This is a genomic window from Rossellomorea aquimaris (genome assembly GCF_001877785.1).
Classification (GTDB): domain Bacteria; phylum Bacillota; class Bacilli; order Bacillales; family Bacillaceae_B; genus Rossellomorea; species Rossellomorea aquimaris_A.
The window spans coordinates 242,659-264,817 of record NZ_MINN01000106.1; the positions used below are offsets into that span (position 1 = coordinate 242,659).

General features: G+C 45.5%; 21 protein-coding genes. 11 read left to right on the top strand and 10 right to left on the bottom strand.

Features of this window, described 5'->3' with window-relative positions:
* Positions 1 to 12: 12 nt before the first annotated feature.
* Positions 13 to 1,302 carry an MDR family MFS transporter gene (locus BHE18_RS16060; RefSeq protein WP_071619528.1) on the bottom strand — a complete coding sequence of 430 codons (1,290 nt, stop codon included), beginning with the start codon at positions 1,300 to 1,302 and terminating at the stop codon, positions 13 to 15.
* 161 nt (positions 1,303 to 1,463) lie between these two features.
* Here BHE18_RS16060 and BHE18_RS16065 point away from each other — a divergent pair, with 161 nt between their 5' ends.
* Positions 1,464 to 2,045 (top strand): DUF6944 family repetitive protein, encoded by a 582-nt coding sequence (locus BHE18_RS16065; protein ID WP_071619529.1) that lies wholly within the window; start codon positions 1,464 to 1,466, stop codon positions 2,043 to 2,045.
* A gap of 80 nt (positions 2,046 to 2,125) precedes the next feature.
* Here the strand turns inward: BHE18_RS16065 and BHE18_RS16070 are convergent, their stop codons facing one another.
* Entirely contained in the window at positions 2,126 to 3,358 is a 1,233-nt protein-coding gene (locus BHE18_RS16070) for an aminopeptidase (RefSeq protein WP_071619530.1), read from the bottom strand.
* 248 nt (positions 3,359 to 3,606) lie between these two features.
* Between BHE18_RS16070 and BHE18_RS16075 the strand changes: the two genes are divergently transcribed.
* The gene (locus BHE18_RS16075) at positions 3,607 to 3,972 is read left to right on the top strand and encodes a hypothetical protein (RefSeq protein ID WP_235860356.1); all 366 of its coding nucleotides are present in this window, start codon (positions 3,607 to 3,609) and stop codon (positions 3,970 to 3,972) included.
* A gap of 341 nt (positions 3,973 to 4,313) precedes the next feature.
* Here BHE18_RS16075 and BHE18_RS16080 read toward each other — a convergent pair whose 3' ends face one another.
* The gene (locus tag BHE18_RS16080; protein WP_071619532.1) at positions 4,314 to 4,766 is read right to left on the bottom strand and encodes an RrF2 family transcriptional regulator; all 453 of its coding nucleotides are present in this window, start codon (positions 4,764 to 4,766) and stop codon (positions 4,314 to 4,316) included.
* A 175-nt stretch (positions 4,767 to 4,941) separates the two neighbouring features.
* On the opposite strand from BHE18_RS16080, the gene hmpA reads away from it, so the two are divergent.
* Positions 4,942 to 6,171: an NO-inducible flavohemoprotein gene (hmpA, locus tag BHE18_RS16085; RefSeq protein WP_071619533.1), complete on the top strand. Its 1,230-nt coding sequence runs from the start codon at positions 4,942 to 4,944 to the stop codon at positions 6,169 to 6,171.
* Positions 6,172 to 6,219: 48 nt separating this feature from the next.
* On the opposite strand, the gene BHE18_RS23300 is transcribed toward hmpA, so the two are convergent.
* The gene (locus BHE18_RS23300) at positions 6,220 to 6,387 is read right to left on the bottom strand and encodes a hypothetical protein (protein WP_171910728.1); all 168 of its coding nucleotides are present in this window, start codon (positions 6,385 to 6,387) and stop codon (positions 6,220 to 6,222) included.
* Positions 6,388 to 6,642: 255 nt separating this feature from the next.
* On the opposite strand from BHE18_RS23300, the gene BHE18_RS16090 reads away from it, so the two are divergent.
* Positions 6,643 to 7,017, top strand: a complete 375-nt coding sequence (locus BHE18_RS16090) for a DnaJ family domain-containing protein (protein WP_071619534.1) — start codon at positions 6,643 to 6,645, stop codon at positions 7,015 to 7,017.
* A 46-nt stretch (positions 7,018 to 7,063) separates the two neighbouring features.
* Here the strand turns inward: BHE18_RS16090 and BHE18_RS16095 are convergent, their stop codons facing one another.
* The 6 genes from BHE18_RS16095 to BHE18_RS16120 all read right to left on the bottom strand — a co-directional run bounded on the left by BHE18_RS16095 (position 7,064) and on the right by BHE18_RS16120 (position 12,469).
* Positions 7,064 to 7,660, bottom strand: coding sequence for a hypothetical protein (locus tag BHE18_RS16095; protein WP_071619535.1), 597 nt, complete (start codon positions 7,658 to 7,660; stop codon positions 7,064 to 7,066).
* Positions 7,647 to 8,687, bottom strand: coding sequence for a hypothetical protein (locus BHE18_RS16100; RefSeq protein WP_071619536.1), 1,041 nt, complete (start codon positions 8,685 to 8,687; stop codon positions 7,647 to 7,649). The genes BHE18_RS16095 and BHE18_RS16100 overlap by 14 nt, the downstream gene beginning before the upstream one ends.
* Positions 8,688 to 8,692: 5 nt before the next feature.
* The gene (locus tag BHE18_RS16105; RefSeq protein WP_071619537.1) at positions 8,693 to 9,601 is read right to left on the bottom strand and encodes an ABC transporter permease subunit; all 909 of its coding nucleotides are present in this window, start codon (positions 9,599 to 9,601) and stop codon (positions 8,693 to 8,695) included.
* Positions 9,602 to 10,007: 406 nt separating this feature from the next.
* Entirely contained in the window at positions 10,008 to 10,415 is a 408-nt protein-coding gene (locus tag BHE18_RS16110) for a hypothetical protein (protein ID WP_071619538.1), read from the bottom strand.
* Between the two features lie 250 nt (positions 10,416 to 10,665).
* Positions 10,666 to 10,866: a hypothetical protein gene (locus BHE18_RS16115; protein WP_071619539.1), complete on the bottom strand. Its 201-nt coding sequence runs from the start codon at positions 10,864 to 10,866 to the stop codon at positions 10,666 to 10,668.
* A 121-nt stretch (positions 10,867 to 10,987) separates the two neighbouring features.
* On the bottom strand, positions 10,988 to 12,469 hold the full coding sequence (locus tag BHE18_RS16120) for a methyl-accepting chemotaxis protein (RefSeq protein ID WP_083573834.1): 1,482 nt from the start codon (positions 12,467 to 12,469) through the stop codon (positions 10,988 to 10,990).
* A 176-nt stretch (positions 12,470 to 12,645) separates the two neighbouring features.
* Here BHE18_RS16120 and motA point away from each other — a divergent pair, with 176 nt between their 5' ends.
* The 7 genes from motA (at position 12,646) to BHE18_RS16155 (ending at position 21,929) form a co-directional block, all read left to right on the top strand.
* Complete coding sequence (gene motA, locus BHE18_RS16125) at positions 12,646 to 13,437, top strand: flagellar motor stator protein MotA (RefSeq protein WP_071619540.1); 792 nt, start codon at positions 12,646 to 12,648, stop codon at positions 13,435 to 13,437.
* Positions 13,424 to 14,209, top strand: coding sequence for a flagellar motor protein MotB (gene motB / locus BHE18_RS16130; RefSeq protein WP_071619541.1), 786 nt, complete (start codon positions 13,424 to 13,426; stop codon positions 14,207 to 14,209). Before motA ends, motB begins: the two co-directional genes overlap by 14 nt.
* 241 nt (positions 14,210 to 14,450) lie before the next feature.
* On the top strand, positions 14,451 to 15,851 hold the full coding sequence (locus BHE18_RS16135) for an alanine/glycine:cation symporter family protein (RefSeq protein WP_071619542.1): 1,401 nt from the start codon (positions 14,451 to 14,453) through the stop codon (positions 15,849 to 15,851).
* A gap of 488 nt (positions 15,852 to 16,339) precedes the next feature.
* A complete protein-coding gene (locus BHE18_RS16140) occupies positions 16,340 to 17,434 on the top strand; it encodes a carbohydrate kinase (protein ID WP_071619543.1) in 1,095 nt (364 codons plus the stop codon).
* A 51-nt stretch (positions 17,435 to 17,485) separates the two neighbouring features.
* Entirely contained in the window at positions 17,486 to 18,412 is a 927-nt protein-coding gene (locus BHE18_RS16145) for a pseudouridine-5'-phosphate glycosidase (protein WP_071619657.1), read from the top strand.
* Positions 18,413 to 18,689: 277 nt separating this feature from the next.
* Positions 18,690 to 19,112 (top strand): GNAT family N-acetyltransferase, encoded by a 423-nt coding sequence (locus BHE18_RS16150; protein WP_071619544.1) that lies wholly within the window; start codon positions 18,690 to 18,692, stop codon positions 19,110 to 19,112.
* 375 nt (positions 19,113 to 19,487) lie between these two features.
* Positions 19,488 to 21,929, top strand: a complete 2,442-nt coding sequence (locus BHE18_RS16155) for a PAS domain S-box protein (RefSeq protein WP_071619545.1) — start codon at positions 19,488 to 19,490, stop codon at positions 21,927 to 21,929.
* The last annotated feature ends 230 nt before the right edge of the window (positions 21,930 to 22,159 follow it).

A 22,159-nucleotide genomic window follows, 5' to 3' on the forward strand; every position in this document is an offset into this window, starting at 1 on the left:
GATCATTCCTTTTTATTGGGCAGCTTTCTTTAATTGACTTTCTTCCTTTTCGAAACGCTCGAACATGATGTAGAACAAGCCTGCGCTGATCAATGCAAGCAGCGATAAGATGATGAACGTCCAGTTATAACCTGCATAGAGCGAGAGGGTGATGGACAGCGGTGCAATCGTCCTTGCGATCGTAAAACGCAGGCTTGCCGCCGCAAAATACTGACCTCTCATGTGATCCGGTGCAAGCTTTGAGACAAAGCTCTGCTGGATGCCTGCGGTCATAAGTTCTGCGAACGTAAATACCGCCATCGCGGCGATGAAGAACCAAACGGAGCTTGACAGCCCGAACATAAGGATCGATCCGGCATAAATAACAGATGAAAGGATGAACACATTCCGTTCGCGGAACTTGGTGATCCAGCGCGTGATGACCACTGTTAAAAGCGCCACGAGGAATCCGTTTTCCGAAAGGATGAGTCCGAAGATCTGCTCGCTCACCAGCGTCAAAGACCAGTCGCCGATGCTGAACAGCACAGCCTGATCCATTACATCTTTAATATAAACAGGTATCAGCAAGTCGAGCTGCATGAATGTCTGCCCGACAAGGACCCCTGCGAGAATGAATAATAAGAACGTTTTATCTTTGAAGATAATCCCGTAATCCCTGAATTGATCGGTCATCACGCTGTACCAGTCTTTCTTTTTGCCCTCAGTCACAAGCAGCCTGCTTCGATCCCCAGGTGCGGTTTCACGGGTCATTTTATATAAAAGAAAAGACAGTCCCATACAAATGATGGCTGCAGCCACAAGGAGCTGGAATCTGTAATGGACGTAGAATATGCCTCCGAGGATCGGCCCGACGACCACTGCAATATTGATGGATGTGTAGAAAACGGCGAAGACATGGCTCCGGTCCTTCTCATCGACCACATCGGCTACCATCGCCTGGCTTGCAGGCCAGTAAAATGAACCGAATACCCCGACTAAACTGAAACAAATGAATCCGATCAGTGCAGAATCAAGCCAAGGAGAGCTTGCGAGGCCAAATATCAAAAAGGCAAATCCCTGACCGAAGGCGGAAATCACCATCATCGTCTTGCGTCCGAAACGGTCCGCGCAATAACCGCCCATCAGGTTGGCGGCCACCGCAAATAACTGGGAAAGAACCAATAACAATCCTGCAGTCTGTTTCCCGAATGCTTCCGTAAAATAAATCGTCAGGAACGGAAAAAACATCCAGAATGTGATGTTGATCGCTGCTTCCCCAAACAGCCGGACTTTCAGATTGCGGTCCCAATCGCGAATTCTCATTTATTTCTCCTCCCCTCTGAAAAACTCTGGATGAACTAGAATATCATAGCTCGATAAATGGAATTAGACAAGATAGATTTACTGGAATTTACAAATTTCAAGGCCTATCTTAATAATACTGAATACACTAATGTATCTTTTGTGCGGGAGGGGGAGCGGAGTTGACGGGTGAAGAGATTATCCTCAGCGGAGCATGGACACAAGTGGCAGGCACAGTGATCGCTGCTGTCGGGGAGACCCTTCTCGTAAAAGATTCTGGAGCAGGCTCCCCGGGTTACAGGCTGGTCTCGATTGGCAACGGGTTTGAGGCGGCAGGGAATTCCCTTCAGGGAGTTGGTTCCCTTCAGATATTCGACGGCTCTGAGGCGGAATGGCTCAGGACCATAGGAGAATGGGTGCAGGCTTCCGGGAATGCCACAAATGTAGTGGCAGCTGAACTTCAATTTTCCGGTGAAGAAACAGAAGGGCTGAAGCTGGATGTGGTCGGGGACTCTATCCAGGCGACGGGACTTGGCTTCGAGGCGTACGGTGCAGGCTTGAGTCAGCTGAGATACAAAGACCTGCTGGCTGCAGGGAATACCGTTCAAGCGATTGGAGCGATTATTGAAGGAATCGGGGAAAATTTTATCTTGAAGGGGAAAAGAGAATTGGGTCTTCAAATAACGGCATTTGGAAGCTATGGTCAGGCAGCGGGTGCGACGATGGCGGCCATCGCCCTAACAAAGGAGTTCGGGGGTGTATGAGACGCAGTAGTTCTCTTGCATCATCAAAAAACCGGAAATGGAGCCGCAGCCCATTCCCGGTTTTTCTGAAACGGATGAAATTAAAACGCCCAGCCGCCGTCACGGAAGACAGGTTCTTCTGTACCGTCTTCTTTGATTCCATCGATGTTCATCTTGTCTGAACCGATCATGAAATCAACGTGGGTGATACTGTTGTTCAGTCCGTTTTTATCAAGTTCTTCCTGACTCATTTTCTTTCCGCCTTCGATACAGAATGCATAAGCATTCCCGATGGCGAGGTGATTTGATGCGTTCTCGTCAAACAACGTGTTGTAGAAAAGGACGTTTGATTGGGAAATCGGTGATTTATGGGGAACCAGTGCGATTTCTCCAAGGTAGTGTGAGCCATCATCCGTGTCAACAAGGCGCTTCAGGATTTCTTCGCCTTCTTCCGCTTTTACGTCGACGATACGGCCGTTTTCAAACGTGATGGTGAAATTGTCGATCACGTTCCCGCCGTAGCTTAATGGCTTCGTGCTTGAAACAGTACCGTTGACTCCTGTTTTCAATGGAACGGTGAAGACTTCTTCGGTCGGCATATTCGCCATGAACTCGACACCCTGCTCATTGACACTTCCCGCACCTACCCAAAGGTGTCCTTTTGGAAGCTCGATTGTCAGGTCTGTACCCGGAGCCGTATAGTGAAGCTTTTGGTAGTTCTTATCGTTCAGGTATTCCACTTTTTCATGAAGTGTTGCGTCATGGTCCTTCCAAGCCTGAACCGGATCTGCCTGATCGGCACGTACCGCTTTGAAAATGGCATCCCATAATAAGTCCACTTGCTCGTCTTCGGAAGCATCCGGGAATACTTTCGCAGCCCAATCTTTTGAAGGAGCGGCAAGTACACACCAGCTTACTTTGTCGGATTGGATGAACTGACGATATTTGGACATCGCTTTACCGGCAACCTTCTGGAAGTTGGAGATGCGGTCAGGGTCCACACCCTTCAGAAGGTCCGGGCTTGAAGAGACGATGCTCATGAACGCAGCGCCGCCTTCTGCGAGCTCTTCAACTTCACGTGCTTTCCATTGAGGGAACTCCTGGAATGCTTCATCTGGTGCAAGGTCATACTTAGTACGATTCACAACATCGTCATTCCAATTCACATAAACATGCTTTGCGCCAACTTCGTAGGCTTTTTTTACTACAAGGCGGACAAACTCTGCCGCATCGATGGAGGTGTTGATCACCAAAGTTTGACCCTTTTGTACGTTGACACCGACTTGAACGGCAAGATCTGCGTACTTTTCGAGGTTTTGCTGAAAGTTAGACATATGTATTCTCCTTTTTTTCAGAATGTTCTATTACAATTCAATTGTATCAGTGCCATCAAGGTTTGCAAGTGTTTTCAACCGACATAAATAGACGGGTCCCGCTTTAGCACGAAAGAGGGAATATGAACGTTCTTTTACAATCCCCGTTTTTTGTCGACAGGTCTGAAGACCCGCGGATATAATAATCTTATATCTTTAGTGAAATGAAGGGGGAAACCTGGTTGGCCTGGAATGTACTTTTACTAAGAATGTCCGCAGTATATGCATTGATCGGGGCCTTTATGGGATCTCATATGGCAGGGGCGGGCTCATACGCATTTAAACCCATCCATGCACATATTCTGGTTGTAGGATGGCTGAGTCTTTTTGCTTTTTCATCTTATTACCGGTCGTATAAAGTTCCGAAGACTTCAAAGCTTGCTGCTTTTCACGTCTGGACTGCCATCATCGGGACATTTGGATTGACGTCCGGAATGTGGCTTTATAATCTTAATCCGTTTAATCTTCCCGGGACGTTTACCATGGTCTTTTATATCGTCGGCGGGACAACGCTGCTAGTCAGCTTCTTCCTGTTCATGCTGATGACATTCAAGTATGCGGAGAGCAAAAAGTAAGCGGGAAGCCTGTTTCCAGTTTGGGGACAGGTTTTTTTGTGGGGGATTTTAGGTAGTGTCCGGATCCCGGTTAAAGGGGGGCGGCTTGGTGTACCAGGTACAGGAGCGGAGATTTGTACCTGGTACAAAAGTGTCGAACAGTACCAGGTACAGAAAGGGCTGTTTGTACCTGGCACAAAATGAATGATTTGTGCCAGGCACGGAGAGAGAAGTTTGTGCCAGGCACAGAAGAGGCGTTTCGTGCCAGGCACAGAAAGATCAAATTGAGCCTGGCACCCGCCATGAAAGAGCACCGAAAGCTAAAAAAAGAAGCCTTTCACAACAATGAAAGGCTTCATCCGTTACTGTTCGGTTTCCGGCTGCTGTTCCTGAAAAAGCAGTCGGTAATCCATCGGGTTTGTAACGAGATCGGCGAGTGTATATCCGTCAAGCACCGTTAGATAGGCGTTCAGGGCTTTGGCGAGGACATGCTTGAGGCCGCAGACGGGAGTGATGACGCAGCTGTTGTTTTTGCCGAAGCATTCGACAAGTTCAAAGTCTTCTTCTGTTTTCCGTACGAGCTTGCCGATGTTGATGTCAGCCGGCTCCTTGGCAAGCTTGATCCCGCCGTAACGGCCGCGGATGGTTTCGATGATCCCCATTTTCCCCAATTCATAGGTGACCTTCATGAGATGGTTCTTGGATATCTGATAAGAATCTGCGATTTCTTTTATAGTAGAGAGTTCAGACTTAGGCTTGGACGCCAGATAGATCAAAACTCTCAGTGAATAGTCAGTGTACAGTGTCAATTTCATATGAATTCACCCTTTTCATTCCTATGTACCTATTATACTAATCCGCAACGTTTGTGTCTAAATAATGTATGCAATTGTGTCAAATCTGTTAAAGAAGTATTTAAAATATTGCTTTGAGTCCGTTATCGGTGTAAGTTAAAGATGTATTAAAAATATTTCTTTAGAGGTGAATGAAATGTTATCTCAAAAAACAATTGATATCGTGAAATCTACTGCACCTGTTTTAGAGGTGAAAGGGACTGAAATTACTTCTGTATTTTATAAAAATATGTTTGCAAGCCATCCGGAATTATTGGACATTTTCAACCATGCCAACCAAAAGAGAGGAAGACAGCAGACAGCACTCGCCAATACGGTTTATGCGGCTGCTAAGCATATCGATCAATTAGAAGCATTGCTTCCTGCCGTGAAGCAGATCGCTCATAAGCACAGAAGCCTCGGGATCAAGCCTGAGCACTACCCGATCGTAGGGGAGCATTTGCTCGGTGCCATCAAAGAAGTGCTTGGCGATGCTGCCACTGATGAAATCATCGGGGCATGGGCAGATGCTTACGGCGTGATTGCAGGAGTCTTCATCGATGTGGAAGAGCAAATGTACGTGGAAGCAGAAAGCAAGGAAGCGGGCTTCCGTGACTTCAAACCATTCGTCGTTGCGAAGAAAGTGAAAGAAAGCGATGTAATCACTTCCTTCTACCTGAAGCCTCAGGACGGAGAGAAAGTACCTTCGTACAATCCAGGTCAGTACATTTCAGTCCGGGTGACGATTCCAGGTCAAAAGAATACACATATCCGCCAATACAGCTTATCAAGTGCATATAACGAAGAGTACTTCCGTATCTCTGTTAAAAAAGAAGCGGAAATGGACCCGAACGGAATTGTTTCTGTTTTCCTTCATGAGGAAGTCCAGGAAGGAAGCGTCATCGAAGTGAGCGCCCCTGCAGGAGACTTCTTCTTGAATCAAGAAAATAGAGAAGGCAAGGTTGCACTTATCTCAGGCGGTGTTGGTATCACTCCGATGATGAGCATGCTTGAAACCATTGCGGAAGAAACACCTGAACGCCCGGCTGCATTCATCCACGCGAGTAAGAATGAAAACGTGCAGGCATTCAGGAAAGACATAGACGGCCTTATGGATAAGCTTGAAAACGGAAAGGCCTGCTATATCCTTGAGAATCCGGCCAACGTTTCTCTCTGCCACTTTTCCGGCTATGTGAATAAAGAAATCCTCTCCACCTATGTTGACAGCGAGACGGAATGCTATGTGTGCGGACCTGCACCATTCATGAAAGCCGTGATCATGACATTGAAAGAAATCGGTCTTCCTGAAGACAAAATCAATTTCGAGTTCTTTGGTCCTGCGATGGATCTGTCAACGGTTGATGAGAAGGAAAAAGTGAAAGCTTAATAAGTAAAAAGCAGGCATCAGGAGCAATTTCCTGATGCCTGTTTCATATTACAAACGGTGTTCGTCGTTATCGACCCTGTTCTTGAAAGCCTCCTGGGTGACAATCAACTCTTCGTCGCCGGGTGGTTTTTCTGTGTGTCTTTCTGTTGTGCTATTTTGAGGGAAATTGCCCGGATGCCCTTTTTTCTTGTCTTCAAATGATTTTCCGCGTGCCATAAGAAACACTCCTTTCAAGATGTCATAAGCCTAGTTTTTCCTGGAGCGATGAAAATATGTAGATGATGAAGGCTGGTAAACAGTGGCGTTTGCATCCGGACTGAACGCTCAGTCGGCGGATGTTGCTATTTCGTCAAAAATCATGCCGGTCAAAAGCAGAATTTCGTATACACTAATAGTAACAAGCGGCCAGCCGCACTTCTTTTGGATAATCAGACAGTCCCGCTGAAATCTTTCAGGAAGCGAGGGATTCATATGGATTTTTCAATGATTGTTTCTGAACAAAGGATCAAGAAGGCTCAGGAAGACGGGGAGTTTGACAATCTTCCGGGTTACGGGAAGCCGCAGAATCTCGACGATGATCTATCGATACCGCCGGCTCTCAGGATGGCGCACCGGATCATGAAGAATGCCGGCTATTCGACAGAAGAAATGGATATGAAGAAAGAAATGATGAGGATCGAGGATCTGATCCGGGTCTGTGAAGATGAGGCGGGAAAAAGAGAGCTGCAGAAGAGTCTTAACGAGAAGATGGTGAGATATAACTCGATGCTCTCGAAAAAAAGAGTGAAGACGAACAGCTCCATTTTTAAGAATTATGAGCAGAAAATTGAAAAGAAACTGCTGTGACAGAAAAACCCCCGCTCAATCCGCGAGCGGGGGTTTTGCCTATCGATTACTTGATTGGTTTAGGTTTGGTTTGGAACATCGTCTCACACAATCCCCAAGCGATATCGTTTCCGTTCGGATCGGTTATGCTGACGATTGGGACAACCCGTGATACTACAGTAACATCGTCCACTTTCGTCATACCGGTTATGAGCTTCATGTTTTCTCCGTTCAATCCGTAGATTTCTTGTATGTTCAGCGGCTGAAGGGCGGGATTGAACAGAACTTCCATCAAATATCGTTTGGAGGGGTCCTTTCTGGGAACAGTGATTGTATAGTTTCCGTCCTTATCCACTTTACCGGTTCCTTCAGCAGTGATTTCCGCACTTGCCTCCGCCTGCCAATGGATGATGGCTCCGTATTTGCTGGAAAGGTCGCCGTATTCCTTGATGCTTGCATAAATAATGGAGTTTTTAGGGAGATTGGTTGTTCCTTCGATGATGAGCTCAGTTGATTTAAGGTTCACCTTTCCATCCAGTTTCACAAGTTTCCCTGTATTCTGTTTTGTTTTTACAGCCGGTGTGGCATCCCATTCGATTCTGCAGCCCGCCAGAAGGAGGGTGCTCATGATCAAAAGTATGAAGCCCCGCTTATATCGATTCATGATGATTCCCCCTCCTGTTTTCACGGCCGGCAAGGACAAACAAGTTATCGGCGGATGAAGGAGGGGTCTCAGGTTTAACCGTAATTTTCTTCGGCTTCCTCAGAGACTTTCCTTCAATAAATACTTCCTTTATAACCGAATTAATTTCATTCACGCAAAAAATCGCTGCCGCAAAAAAGGCTAGGGGTGCAAGGAGCAGCCAGGGATAAAGATGAACCTGATAGATATTAATGCTCATCGTGGCAGCCCAGTCATTGATGAAGGAAAAATATTCTGGACTTGGCTCGAGGATTCCGAATTCGACAATTTTGAGACCCCCGAGGCAAATATGCAGGATGCCGAGCTGAATGAGCAGATAGAGAGTCTGGGCCAGCTGCTCGGAAAGCATCACGATTGCATGGCGGCTGAATTGGGAGCGAAGGTGTCTTTTGATAATAAAAAACCTGCCGGCTCCGATCTGCCTTGAAACAGATATAAAATCATTTTTAAGAAACTCCCTCATTTCCTCTCCGATGTACATACCGAGAGAAGGGATGACAATGACGGAAATCACGATGACTTGAATCACAAGAAACTTCATGGAATAGAGAGAGCCTGTTTCAAAAGCTCTCTGAAGTGGAGCCAATAACACAAAGGCGATGATGGCAAGCGGGATGAAATTGAACGTGTCCCCGAGGCCTTTGCAAACCTGCCTCACCCAGCCTGGAAGAAATGCGTAAGTCAATCCAAACATAAAGCCTCCGACCATGCGGATCAGGGCAATCGCAGCCGCGGCGAGTAGAGTATATTTAGCTCCTTCAATCAACACATAAAAAACATTCCGTCCTAACTTATCACTCCCCATCGGCCCCATTTCTGAGGGGGTATATGGGGGAGAAGCGAGTAATTTGCCAGTTTCCTCATCCTTTAAATAAGAAGGTCCTTGTTCAAATAGATGCGGGTGGGTGCCGGGCAGGACAAAGCTCACGGCGATCAGTAATAACAGGAGCCCGATCGGTATCCACAAACGTAATAAGCGGATGGTCATCAGGACTAAACCTCCTCATGAGGCAGCCATTTTTTCAAGAGCAGTCCGCCCAGGCTGAACACCGCGAAGAATGGAATGTAAATCATCAGCATGCCAAGGAAAAAAGCGCTGGGATTCCTCTGCGAAACGTCCAGCAGGACATTCATGAAGCCATTTATGTTGAAAAGGATTTCGATGATCAATAGATTGGACAGCATCAGTAGGAAAATGGGTTTGATATGAAAATAAAAATGGATCCACACATTTCTGAACAGATGCACCCATATCGTATAGGCCCTGGAAAACCCTTTGGAGAAAGAATATTCCACATAAGGCTTCTCCTCTTCTTCCCTCAGCTGAAAGAGAAAATGTTTCGTGAGAAAAGCAATCGGCATGATTGCAAGGCAAATGATCGGCACCAGGTAAACTTTTTCATCTCCCAATGTATAGATGTCAATCAATAGAATATCTGTCTTTTTGAAAAACCAGATTACAAAGAACTGAATGAATACGATGACCAACACATCCGGAAGCGAATCAAAAATATCCATGATCTTCAAACATACCTTATACACTTTTTTCGGCAAGAACATGAAACAATAACTCAGAAGCGAAGAAATGGCCGCGGCAGCCAGGAAAGCCAGAAATAAAAGAAGAAAAGAATATCCGAACAGTTGAAAAAAAATCGGATAAATAGGGTATTTCTTAAAATCCGGATCGGCACTTACTTTTGGGCTGGAGCTGATTTCAACGATGAGGGAAGAAGGATGCAATAATTGACTGATGGTTTCGGATAAGGTATGAAAATATTTCCCCATCATGACTACCAATTCAATATCGTATGAGAGCAGGACCCCTGCCCCGCTGAAAAGAAATAAACCCGCGCATGTCAGTGAAAATTGTGCAGGCAACATAAAGTATCGAATCTGTTTCATTTTGGCCCCCTTGAATCATTCTGTCTATGAATAGATTATAATTAAATATGTCAAAAATTACAAAATATTTATAAAATTATTACAAATGAGAATGAGTCCATCCCCTAGATTGGAAAATAGATTGGAAAAACTAATAAACAATTCCTCTTTCTATAATTGTAATAAAGCTCAGGACAAGTAGAGGAGGTTCTAATCTCCGCTAATGATTTCCGTGCAAGACTTCGCTTTCCGCTGGCGGTTGGTGAGCATCCCTGTATATTGGAAAAGAACCCCGGGAACGAGCTGGAACTATATATCCATATGTACAAAATATAAAAACCAGAGTTAATTTGTCTGTATGAATGCAAATTAACTCTGGGATTAATTAAATCTCTTTAAAGATTTCCATTGATGAACATCAAATTTTTCACAACGATTCTTGCTTCCCCAGCCAATGTTCAACTTTTTGATACATTTCTTTTTGTAAACCAGCTATATTTCCACTGTCCTGCCCGGCTGATTTTACATATTTTTTGGGGAACATTTTTTTCAAAGAGGACTGATATAAGCTGCCGTCTTTCGGTTCTTTGTAACCTGTCACTGAATAATGATCGTCTCTTTTACTTAATTGAATGACAGCGGGCAATGAATGCCCTGACTGCGATTCTGTGCCTGTGGCTCTATTAAAACCTCCATAATAAGACCACATATAGACATTGATGACACCATTCGATTCACTTGTTCCATATACTTTGTGGACTTCAAATTGTTTTTCTGTCCCGTAATATGTGTCCGCGTATGTTTGAATGATGTAATCAGAAATAAGCTCGTTCATCTCGGCGGTCAGCTGTGGATCGCCATCTCTAAGGTTACCTTCGTTTCCATCACATCCAGCTAATAGAACAATTGAAAAAAGTAATAATAAGACACCAGTTTTTAGAATGTTAATGCAGATACGCCTCCTGAGGTGGGAAATTAATACTATACTTACTTCTACAGTCCTCTGTTGCTGTCCTGCCGTCCCAATAAAAAAGCACTGGATTTCAGTGAGAAATCCAGTGCTTTATGTTTCTTGTTAGAACCATTTATTTTGATTGCTTCTCTCCCTGTTCACCTTCAGGCTTGAAAAGGAAGTAAGAGATGATCCCTGATAATAATGTACCGCCGAGTACAATCAGTGTCCTGGTGCCTTCGGGGACCTCTGTATAAGCTTTGCCCAGATAAGAGTTGGCAACAAGGAACACGACGAGCATGATCGGGATCGTGAAGATGAGTCTTTTTTTCAAAAATGCCACATCCTTTATTTCTGTTGACTTAAGTTTATCATAGATTGTTTGGTGAAATATCTACAATCCAATGACAACTCCTTATATAAAAAAGACAGGCCAAGGCCTGCCCCCTAGTATATTATTGATGTATGCTGTGTTCGATCCGCTCTGCACTTGCGGAGGTATCCTGGATGTAGTGTGCGATCGTTTCATTGTCCTGATTAAGGGTTTCGATTGTCGCACTGATTTCTTCAAGACCGGCACTTGACTGTTCAATCACTGCAGCAAGCTCTTTTGTGGAAAGCTCCACGTCCACGGTCTGGCCTTTAACCTCAGTGGCTGTGGATGCCAGCCTCTGGAATTCGTTTGAGATGCCGTCCAGTTTTTCACGGAGCTTTGAGAAATATTCCGTTACTTCACCGGTGGCCGACATGTTTTCATGAAGCTTAGTTGAACTCAAAGACATGATTTCAAGGGCTGTAGAGTTGACTTCATTCACGGATGACAAATTTTCATTGATCCTCGTCGCCGTATTTCTGGTGATTTCGGCAAGCTTGCGGATTTCATCGGCCACGATCGAGAAGCCCCTTCCTGCTTCGCCTGCACGCGCTGCTTCGATGGAAGCGTTCAATGCAAGCAGATTCGTTTGATCGGTGATATCCTGGATGCTGCCGATGAACGTGTTTGTTTCCTCGATTTTCTTCGTCAATTCTTTAAATGTACTGCTCAGACCTTCTATGATATTTTTTAGTTCCGTCATGTTTTCGTGGAGATACGTGACCCGTTCATTGCCTGATAAAGCCAGATGATTGGCACTATCGGACTGTTCGGCCAAATCGTTGGAAAGATGCGTGACTTCCTCCATCTTTGTCATGGTCATGGCTGCAACTGAAGCGATGTTGTTAATCTGATCGCTTTGATTCTGGCTGCCTGCAGAGATTTCAGTGACCGCCGTCCTCATTTCATTCTGAGAGACAAGATGTACCTGGATTTGATCATTTATTTGTTTGATGCTGGTGGAGATGGTGGTCAATTCTTTTGCGAAAAGAGAGCGCTGCTCATCTTTTTTCTTGCCCTCTTCCTCCATTCTGAGAAGAAACTCCTGAATTTGGCCGGATTGTTTTTTATTCAGATGGATGACGACACCGAGCGCGATCCCAACGAGCAGATACGTGAGTAAAGCCGGCAGGAACAACTCATTAAACAGGACATCATCCCCGGCGGCGAAGACATTATTCAGAACGAGGATGCTCAGACCAGATACATAGCCGATAACGAATATGACGGTGCGGAAGTGGATTGCCGACAGGACGGCCATGAGCGTCAGGATTACCATATTCTTGGCATTCGCACCGTCGGTAAGCAGCCAGATCAGCATAATGACGTAAATGGTCGGAATAGAAAAATAGACGTACAGCTGCGGTTTTTTCATGATCAGTTGAAGAACGACGAAATAGACAACCAGCAGAATCAGCTGTGAAGCAAATACCGAAACGGCGATGATGCCTGAGTCGTTCATGATGGAAAAAACGAGACCCGCAATCAGGCTTACTGAATACGTGATCAGTAATAAAAGGTTCTTCCGTTTTGTATCGAAAATTTTCATTTGATCAGGTGACAAGATGTTTCTCCCCTTTAATATATAAAATAAAATCCCTTTTCAATGTATATCGGTATAATGAATGCAACTTTTATACTATATATGGAAAATATTTTGGCAAAAGCCAAAGTTAAATATATTCATCTTTTGTCCGATAGTAAAAGTAGACTACTACAAAGAGTAAGGTGGACAAATCGATGGATAAAACGTCAGTTATTGGAGTCATTTTAGGTTTGATCGCGGTTGGTGTGGGTATGTTCTTCAAAGGTGTGAGCCCGGTAGCCCTCGTTAATCCCGCAGCCATTTTGATCATCCTGCTTGGAACGGCAGCTGCCGTCACCATTGCATTCCCGACACATGAAATAAAAAAAGTACCGAAGTTATTCGGCATGCTGTTTAAAGAACAATCGATACAGGACCCGAAGGAAGTCATTCGCTACTTTTCGGAAATAGCGGATATCGCCCGAAAGGAAGGTCTGCTTGCACTTGAGTCGAAAGCTCAGGAGGTAGAAGATCAGTTTCTGAAAAATGGCCTTTCCCTTGCCGTCGACGGACAGAGTGCAGATTACATACGAGATGTCCTTCATGAAGAAATAGATGCGATGGAAGAGCGTCACAGTGCAGGAGCCTCCATCTTTTCTCAGGCAGGCACATATGCCCCGACGCTCGGGGTGCTTGGTGCCGTGATCGGTTTGATCGCAGCCCTCGGCAATATGGAAAACACTGATAAGATGGGTGAAGCGATTGCCGGTGCATTCATCGCGACGCTGCTCGGAATATTCACCGGCTATGTCCTGTGGCATCCTTTTGCCAATAAACTGAAACGTAAATCAAAGCGTGAAGTGCAGTTGAAAATGATGATGGTAGAAGGCATTCTCTCCATTATAGAAGGGGAGAGCCCAAGGGTCATCGAGCAGAAGCTTGCCTCTTATTTGCCGGCAAGCGAGCGGCTGCTGCTGATGGAGGGGGAAGCGAATGAGACGGCGTAAGAAGAAACACGATGATGATCATATGGATGAATCCTGGCTCATCCCTTATGCGGATCTGCTTACACTGCTGCTGGCACTGTTCATCGTCCTTTATGCTGCAAGTTCTGTCGATGCTCAGAAATTCCAGGAACTATCGGAATCATTTAATGAAGTCTTTACGGGCGGGACCGGGATCATGGATAAACACAGTCCGGTCGAACCCCCGAAAAAGAGCGAAGTAGAAGTGAAGGCCAGCGCCGCTGAAAAATCTGATGAGAAAGCGGAGCTCGATAAAAAAGAAATTGAACGACAGGCTTTTTTGAAAGATCAGGAAGAATTAAAAGAACTTCAGGGGAAAATCAATGAGTACATCAAGACGAACAACCTCGAAGTACAGTTTATTACCAAGCTTACCGATGAAGGACTGCTGCTGACAATCCGGGACAATGTGCTGTTTGATTCCGGGTCTGCTGTCGTGCACAATACGGATCTTGATGTGGCCCGCGAACTGTCCGGGTTACTGGTCATGAATCCGCCAAGAAATATCATTATTTCAGGCCATACCGATAACGTGCCGATCCGTAATGCGGAATTTGATTCTAACTGGGAATTGAGCGTGATGCGCGCAGTGAATTTCATGAAGATCATCCTCGAAAATAAGGAACTGAATCCCCAGTGGTTCAGTGCAAAGGGATTCGGTGAGTTTGAGCCGGTCGGGGACAATGCCACGCTTGAGGGAAGGTCATTGAACCGGAGGGTGGAAGTGTTGATCCTGCCGCGTGTGACGGAATAATAATAAAAAGTGGATATGTATGTACCTGAAACTGCCTGTAGAAGCGGTTTCAGGTTTTTTATTTTGGGATGTTTCACAGCGGCGATTCAGGGGAAAGAAAAAAAGAAACAGCAGAACCAGTGTCTAAATTTTCAGAACCGATTGAGGCCGGGTACGCCATACATAAGTTTATTTGAACATACATAATTAGTTGAGATGTTCTGGCGTTTAGACATTGTTTCTACCATGAGGAGGAGTTCCGTTGGAGAATTTTTTTGACATCATAGGTAAAATATCGGCTTGGCTGTGGGGGCCGCCGCTGATCATCGTACTGGCAGGGACAGGACTGTATTTGACGTTCCTGCTGGGGTTCATTCAGTTCAGGCACCCCCTGTACATTTTCAAGCAGACGATTGGAAGTGTATTCAGCAAAAAGGAGCTGAAAGGTGAAGGGACGGTCACGCCGCTGCAGGCTTTGACCTCGGCACTTTCTTCTACGATCGGGGCAGCGAACATTGTCGGTGTGCCAGCCGCAATCATGTTCGGAGGGCCAGGTGCGGTCTTCTGGATGTGGTTCATCGCTATTATAGGGATGGCCCTTAAGTTCTCAGAAAGTGTACTGGCCGTGCGTTATCGGGAGAAGAATGAAAAAGGGGAATTCGTCGGCGGTCCGATGTATTACATGAGAAACGGTCTTAATATGAAGTGGCTCGGCGTATGGTTTGCCTTCGCGCTCATGATCGAGCTGATCCCGAGCGTCATGGTACAGGGAAACTCGGTTGCCGCAACGGTTGAGGAATCATTCAATGTGAACGGCCTTGCCACGGGTCTGATCATGGCCTTCATCGTTGTGCTCATCGTATTCGGAGGCATTAAACGGATCGGGAAGGTAACAGAAATATTTGTCCCGTTCATGGCCCTGTTCTATGTGGGGGGAGCACTTGTCATCATGTTCATGAATCTTGGTGCGATCCCGGAGTTCTTCAGTCTGGTACTGGGAAATGCGTTCCAGCCGATGTCCGCGATGGGCGGATTTGCCGGTGCGGCGATTGCAGAAACGATTCGTTGGGGGTTTGCCCGCGGGTTGTATTCGAATGAAGCAGGACTTGGTACTGCACCTATCGCCCATGCCGCCGCGAAGACGGATCACCCGGTAAGACAAGGGTTATGGGCGATTGTGGGAATCGTCATTGATACCTTGATTGTTTGTACGGCAACAGCCTTCGTCGTGCTTTCGTCCGGTGTGTGGACGGCGGAAGATGCACTTGATGATCCATCTGCTCTGACGACCGAAGCTTTCACTCAATACTTTGGATCCTTCGGCGGTATCCTCGTGACGGTATCATTGATCTTCTTTGTCCTATCGACGATCATCGTCATCGTCTTTTACGGTGCGAAACAGGCAGAATTCCTATTCGGATGGAAAACGGCCCAGGCCATCAAGATTGTTTACGTAGTGGCCATCGTGCTCGGATCAGTGGGTGCAGCCAAGACAATCTGGCAGTTCCTTGACCTTGCGCTTGCTGCCATATTAATACCGAATATCATCGCCGTCCTTCTCTTAAGTAAAGAAGTGAGAAGGCTGACGAAAGAATTCTTTACGTCGGATGAATACTACCTGAAAGACATCGGAAAAGTGAAGAAAGACAAGAAGATTAGTTAGTCATGCCACACGCAGGTATGACCTGACTTGAACAAAGCGTTCGTTTTAGACTAATTAAAACCCGAACTGACTTGCTTTTTAGAAGGTAAGTCAGTTCGGGTTTTTTGTGTGCACAGATGATGATTAGCTCATCCAGCGGTTGATTGGAGTGCAAGAAGAAGACTCCTATCAGAAATGCGGAAGGGCTTTGCTCAGAGGCGGGTGGCATAAGACGAATTGGGCACGAAGGCGTTCTTTGCCTTCTTGGCCGGTTTGGCTTATGCCATGTGCCTTTAAGCCCTGGAGCTGGAGAGTTACCCCCCTTTGAACAAAGGGAGGAGGCTCACGGCTACCCGCGGAAAGCGAAGTCTTACACGGGAATCAATAGCGGTGTATAAAATTCTGTGCTGAATTTTTGTCGAAATTCATTTCTTGTCTATATTTAAACAAAAGTTTAGAATATTAACAAAAGTCAATATTTACATATTTACCAGGGGGAGTGGAAGTCGTTGAACGAGAAGGAGAAGCTCTTGTTGTCTTATATCGAGGGTAACCCGTTTATGAGCCAGCAGGAGCTGGCGGAGAAAAGCGGGATGTCACGGTCTGCGGTTGCTGGATACATATCAAATTTGATAAAGGAAGGCAGAATCCTTGGAAGGGCATATGTTCTTCCGGGTAAAAAAGGGGTCATGTGCATTGGCGGAGCCAATATCGACCGGAAACTTCAGCTTCACGCAGAATTGCTTCCAGAGACATCGAACCCTGCCGTTTCCAGCCAGGCAAGCGGGGGAGTTGCCCGGAATATTGCAGAAAATCTCGGCCGCCTTGGACTTCAGTCATGCCTTTTGACAGTCGTAGGCGATGATACCGAAGGAAATTGGCTTCTTAACCAGACGAAGAATCATGTCGATGTCTCTGCGTCGGTCTCTTTATTTAAAAGAACGACCGGGACCTACTCGGCCATTTTGAACAAGCGGGGGGAAATGATGTTTGCACTTGCAGACATGGAATTAAATGAAAGCGTTGACATCGGGTTCATCGAGAAAAAGTGGGGGACGGTCTCTTCATCCGAGATGGTGCTGCTTGATACGAATTTTCCTGCAGAGGTATTGAGTTACATCATCAAAAGATGTCAATCGGAAGGGATTCCGTTGACGGTTGTGCCCGTATCGGCTCCGAAGGTAAAGAAGCTGCCGCCATCCCTTGAAGGAGTCACCTGGTTCATTTGCAACAAGGGAGAGGCTGAAGCTTACCTGGGTATGACGATCGATACAGAGGGAGATTATTTCAAGGCTGCTAAGATGATCACCCAAAAAGGGGCGGAAAGGGTCGTCATCACAAGAGGGGATAAGGGACTGGTGTATTACACGGTTTACAAAGAAGCAAGTGCCATCCTGCCTCCGGAAGTGAAAGTCATCGACGTCACCGGTGCCGGCGATGCGCTTGTGGCGGGCATCATCTATGGATACCTCAAAGGGTCTGACACGGAAGGGGCCTGCCGGATCGGCATCACCTGCTCGTCATTGACGCTGCAATCCTCCCATACGGTCAGCCCTTCTCTTACAAAGGGTAAGCTGCAGCAGCATTTCAGCCTGTATTATTAGATTTCTCAGGAACGTTAAGAACAACTAAAATGGAGGAATGAAGCAATGAGAATGGAATCTTTTATCGAGTACTCAGAAGAAGTCCTGGAAGGAAAGAAGAATGGGAAAGCCATCGTAGCCTTGGAATCCACGATCATTTCACATGGAATGCCCTATCCGCAGAACGTACAGACGGCACGCGAAGTAGAAGACATCATCCGCGCCGGGGGAGCAGTCCCTGCGACAATTGCCATACTAAACGGTAAAATAAAAATCGGGCTGTCTCAAGAAGAGCTGGAATATCTGGGGCAGGCGTCGGGTGTCATCAAAGCAAGCCGCAGAGACCTGCCATACATTCTGTCTTCCGGAAAAGATGGTGCGACGACGGTTGCGGCCACGATGATTCTTGCCGAACTTGCCGATATTGCGGTATTCGTGACCGGCGGGATCGGAGGGGTCCACCGCGGTGCAGAGAAAACAATGGACATTTCTGCAGACCTCGAGGAGCTTTCCCGTACAAACGTCGCCGTCGTATGCGCCGGTGCAAAATCGATACTGGACATCGGCTTGACGCTTGAATACCTTGAAACCAAAGGGGTGCCTGTCCTTGGCTATCAGACCGATTCCCTGCCTGCTTTTTACACAAGAAAAAGTCCTTATCAAGTAAACTATCGAATGGACACATGTGAAGAAACGGCTTCATTATTAAGGACAAAATGGGAGCTTGGACTGAGCGGAGGCGTAGTTGTAGCGAATCCGATCCCCGAACAAGACGCACTGGAAGAAAACGAGATGAACAGCATAATAGAATCCGCGCTGCAGGAAGCAGAGGAAAAAAACATCACCGGAAAAGAAGCCACCCCGTTCCTGCTGGGAAAAGTAAAAGAACTGACAGAAGGCAGAAGCCTTGCCGCCAACATCGCACTGGTTAAGAACAATGCCCGGGTAGGGGCCAAACTGGCCGTGGAATATGAATCCATGAAAACAACATATGTATAAAATAAAATCAGGGATTTTTTAAGAGGTTGCATTTTGGGAGGGAAAATTACAGATAGCAGGCTAATTCGCATATGAATTAGACCTGCTTTATTTGTTGTCATTACATCGTTTTCATTCTAGTTTTTTTGAGACTCTAGTAAGAGATAGTAAGAAGAATTGTAAATAATGTATATTCCATTAAAGCGTTTAGTTGAAGAAGGGATACATACTTTAAATTGTGAATATTAATTAATTGCGTAAAAAAGTTTAAATACAAATTAGCAGGGGAGAATTCAAGGTGATTAGGAATGTTAAACTGACTGATATAGAAGAAATTACAAGGATATGTGAACAGTTAGGTTATTTAATAACAATCGAAAAAATTAAGCCACGGGTTGAACGGTTAATTAAAGATAAAGAACATGCTATTTTTGTTTATGAAATTAATGAAAATACTATCTCTGGATGGGTACACGTTTTTGGAAAACATTTAATTGAACTGGAATATGCCGAAATTGGTGGATTGGTTGTTGATAACAACTATAGAAGACAAGGAATTGGGTTGAAGTTAATGAAAAAATGTGAGGAATGGGCAAAAGAAAATGGCTACGAGGAGATAAGATTACGTTCAGGTGGTCAGAGAAAAGAAGCACACGAATTTTATAAACAAATTGGTTATGAAAATATCAATTGGCAGCAATTGTTCAATTTTAAGTTGTGATAAGCATGTTGCAGCGGTTGATTGGAATGGAAGAAGACTCCGGTCAGAAAAGCGGAGGCGGCTTGCTCAGCCCCGGCAAGTATAAGATGAATGGGCCGGAAAGGAGTTCTTTGCTTTTTGGTCCATCTATCTTATGACCTCGAGGGGCTGGCCGCCGGAGCTGGACAGGATCTGCCGCGAGAATGCCCGGAGGCTCACGGGCTACCCGCCGAAAGCGAAGTCTTCCACGGAAATCAGTAGCGTTGTTTCAGCAACTAGTAAACTCATTCCCAGACTAATGGAGCAGATTCCCATTTTAGTATAAAGACAAGCATTTATATGAACATAAAGGTAGGGTAAAATGGACATATATCACGTTACGAAAAGGAAGGTACTATGGCTGAAATCAGACCTGTGAACGCCATAAGCGTTCATTCAATCCCAGTCCCCGCTGCTTTATGGAACCCTGCCAACTCAACCATCACAGAAGCCAATCCCGAATGGGAAGAACTATCAGGAAAAGACTGCTTCAATAGTAAGAGATTGTGGGAATCAGAGGCTGAACATTTTGTTTACAACGATTGTCCTTATTCACTGAAGCGCAGGACGGTGGAAGACAGCCTGGAGTTATTGATGATCGTCCCGTGCATTGAAAACAGGCTTTCGGAAGATGAAAAAGATAAAGAAAATTCCAGCTCGGATATTTACCAATCCTTGATACGCAACACACCGACTTCAGTGTGCATCATTGATAAGAATGGGATCCTGACCGAAATGAATGATTCTTTTAAAAAGCTCTTCAAGCTGACAGATGAAGCTATCGGGGAATCGCTCTGCCGGCAGCCTGCCTTCAAGAACCCTGGTTTTGTAAATCTGATCATGAAGGGGATTGAGGGGAAGAATGTGCAGAGTGAAGAACTTACCTTCAAGGTGGGGGATGAACAGGAATGCACCTGTCACATCACCATTTCACCTGCGGATTATAATCAGCGGGGAGCAGTCGATCAAGTAGGCATCATCCTTCACGATATCACTGAGAAAAAGGAATATGAAAATGATTTGATTTCTTTGAAAGTTGAGCTGGAAAATACTCTGAGACTTCAAAAAACCATTACGTATAAGATAAAAAAGCATCAAAATGATTTTGTAATAGACATGGCAGCAGGAGACCTTCTTAAGAAGCTCGATATATCACCTTCCAGTGTGATCGGCAAAACGATACAGGAAGTCTTCGACTCATATCACCTTGGGAAAATTAAGCCGAAGCTCAAGAAAATCTGGGAAACCGGAGAAGAACTGACGTACGAAGATGAATACAAGGGTCTTGAATATATTGCCTCGATGGTTCCGGTCATAAAAGACGGTGAAGTCACCACCATCATCTGCTCCATCGCTGATATATCCATGATCAAGGATATCCAGAGGAAATTGATTGAAACACAGGAAAAATACCGGTCGATGGTACAGTACAGCCCCGATAATATTTATATGTTAAACACTGAAGGGATTGTACTGGAAGTGAACCCTGCAGCAGAAGAACAATGGACATTTCCATCAAATGATATGATCGGGAAGCATTTCAGTGAATTTGTCACAAAAGATCAGCAAACAGAAACCATCAAGCACTTTGAGACAGCGCTTCAGGGGGAGGCGACAAGATATATTACGACCCTTAAAAACAAGGAAGGAACCAGAAGCCATATAAGCGTGACAAATATCCCGATACGTGTAAATGATAAAGTGATCGGTATTTACGGGATCGGGCAGGATATTACGGCAAGGATGAAAATAGCAGAGGAGCTGAAAGAGGCGAAAGAGCTGCTGGAAGCTTATTTTGAACATGCTGGTGACGGAATCGCCCTTCTTGATCCGGCAGGGAATATACTGAAGGTCAATCAGCATTTTGAATTGATGTTCGGATGGAGTGAAGCTGAAATAATTGGAGAAAGTATCACGATCCTTCATTTGGAAGAACAGGTTTCTCAATTTAAGCAGAATCTGAAAATGGTCAAGGCAGGGAAGCGCATCAAAGATTTTGAAACTGTACGGTACCGCAAAGACGGTTCACCGATCGAAATTGTGTTCAACCTCAACCCTATCCTGAATGACACAGGCAAGCTGATCGGAATTTCAGCCATTATCCGCGATTTATCTGAAAAAAAGCGAAATGAAGATCTCTTGAAAAAATCCGAACAGCTTGCAATGATCGGCCAGCTTGCTGCGGGGGTGGCACATGAAATCCGCAACCCACTGACCACGATCAAGGGCTTCCTGCAGCTGATGAAGGAAAGTGCAGAAGATGATTTCCATCTGCAGGTCATCCAGGGTGAGCTGGACCGCATCGAGATCATCACGAATGAATTCCTGGCACTGGCAAAGCCCCGTGCCGTCCATTTTTCCATGACCTCCCTTACAACCCTGTTGACGAGTTCAGTAGAGTTCATCAAGATGGAATGCCTGAAGCAGGGAGTGGATGTTCGTTTTTCCGTTGAAGAAGCGGAAATTTACTGCGACTCCCATCAAATCAAGCAGGTTGTTCTCAACGTCATGAAAAATGCCCTGGAAGCTCTCCCGGATGGCGGACTGTTGAGCGTGCAGCTTGAAAAGGAAAACGGCTGTGCGAAAATATCCATTCAGGATAACGGAGCCGGGATTCCCCCTGAGCGGATGAAGCATCTTGGCGAACCATTTTATAGTACGAAGGAAAAAGGAACCGGCCTCGGCTTGATGATCTGCCAAAAAATCATCAAGGAACACAACGGTTCATTTTCAATCCAAAGCAACGTGAATGAAGGAACGATCGTCACGATCCTGCTTCCGATTGCAGGGAAAGAATAATAAAGATGCAAAGCTTCAAAACGGAATGATCATTTCCCGTTTTGAAGCTTTTTGCTATTTGTTTTGTTAAGATGACGAATTCTGCCGGGGGAAATATGACGAATAACGCGTACCATTGCGGGGGGAATGTTTATTTTCCGGGAAATAGATCATTCTACAAATTTCTTCCCGCCCCGTTTCTTGTCGCCGGCACATCGGCAGGTTTCAACAATCGTGCTAAAGGATAAATG

Excerpts from the sequence above, each read along its gene's own strand:
- BHE18_RS16075 (WP_235860356.1), top strand. The coding sequence starts at position 3,607 with ATGTCCGCAGTATATGCATTGATCGGGGCCTTTATGGGATCTCATATG.
- BHE18_RS23300 (WP_171910728.1), bottom strand. The coding sequence starts at position 6,387 with ATGGCACGCGGAAAATCATTTGAAGACAAGAAAAAAGGGCATCCGGGC.
- BHE18_RS16100 (WP_071619536.1), bottom strand. The coding sequence starts at position 8,687 with ATGACCATCCGCTTATTACGTTTGTGGATACCGATCGGGCTCCTGTTA.
- BHE18_RS16060 (WP_071619528.1), bottom strand. The coding sequence starts at position 1,302 with ATGAGAATTCGCGATTGGGACCGCAATCTGAAAGTCCGGCTGTTTGGG.
- BHE18_RS16155 (WP_071619545.1), top strand. The coding sequence starts at position 19,488 with ATGGCTGAAATCAGACCTGTGAACGCCATAAGCGTTCATTCAATCCCA.
- hmpA (WP_071619533.1), top strand. The coding sequence starts at position 4,942 with ATGTTATCTCAAAAAACAATTGATATCGTGAAATCTACTGCACCTGTT.
- BHE18_RS16090 (WP_071619534.1), top strand. The coding sequence starts at position 6,643 with ATGGATTTTTCAATGATTGTTTCTGAACAAAGGATCAAGAAGGCTCAG.
- BHE18_RS16080 (WP_071619532.1), bottom strand. The coding sequence starts at position 4,766 with ATGAAATTGACACTGTACACTGACTATTCACTGAGAGTTTTGATCTAT.
- BHE18_RS16070 (WP_071619530.1), bottom strand. The coding sequence starts at position 3,358 with ATGTCTAACTTTCAGCAAAACCTCGAAAAGTACGCAGATCTTGCCGTT.
- BHE18_RS16110 (WP_071619538.1), bottom strand. The coding sequence starts at position 10,415 with ATGAACGAGCTTATTTCTGATTACATCATTCAAACATACGCGGACACA.
- motA (WP_071619540.1), top strand. The coding sequence starts at position 12,646 with ATGGATAAAACGTCAGTTATTGGAGTCATTTTAGGTTTGATCGCGGTT.
- BHE18_RS16145 (WP_071619657.1), top strand. The coding sequence starts at position 17,486 with ATGGAATCTTTTATCGAGTACTCAGAAGAAGTCCTGGAAGGAAAGAAG.
- motB (WP_071619541.1), top strand. The coding sequence starts at position 13,424 with ATGAGACGGCGTAAGAAGAAACACGATGATGATCATATGGATGAATCC.
- BHE18_RS16105 (WP_071619537.1), bottom strand. The coding sequence starts at position 9,601 with ATGAAACAGATTCGATACTTTATGTTGCCTGCACAATTTTCACTGACA.
- BHE18_RS16095 (WP_071619535.1), bottom strand. The coding sequence starts at position 7,660 with ATGAATCGATATAAGCGGGGCTTCATACTTTTGATCATGAGCACCCTC.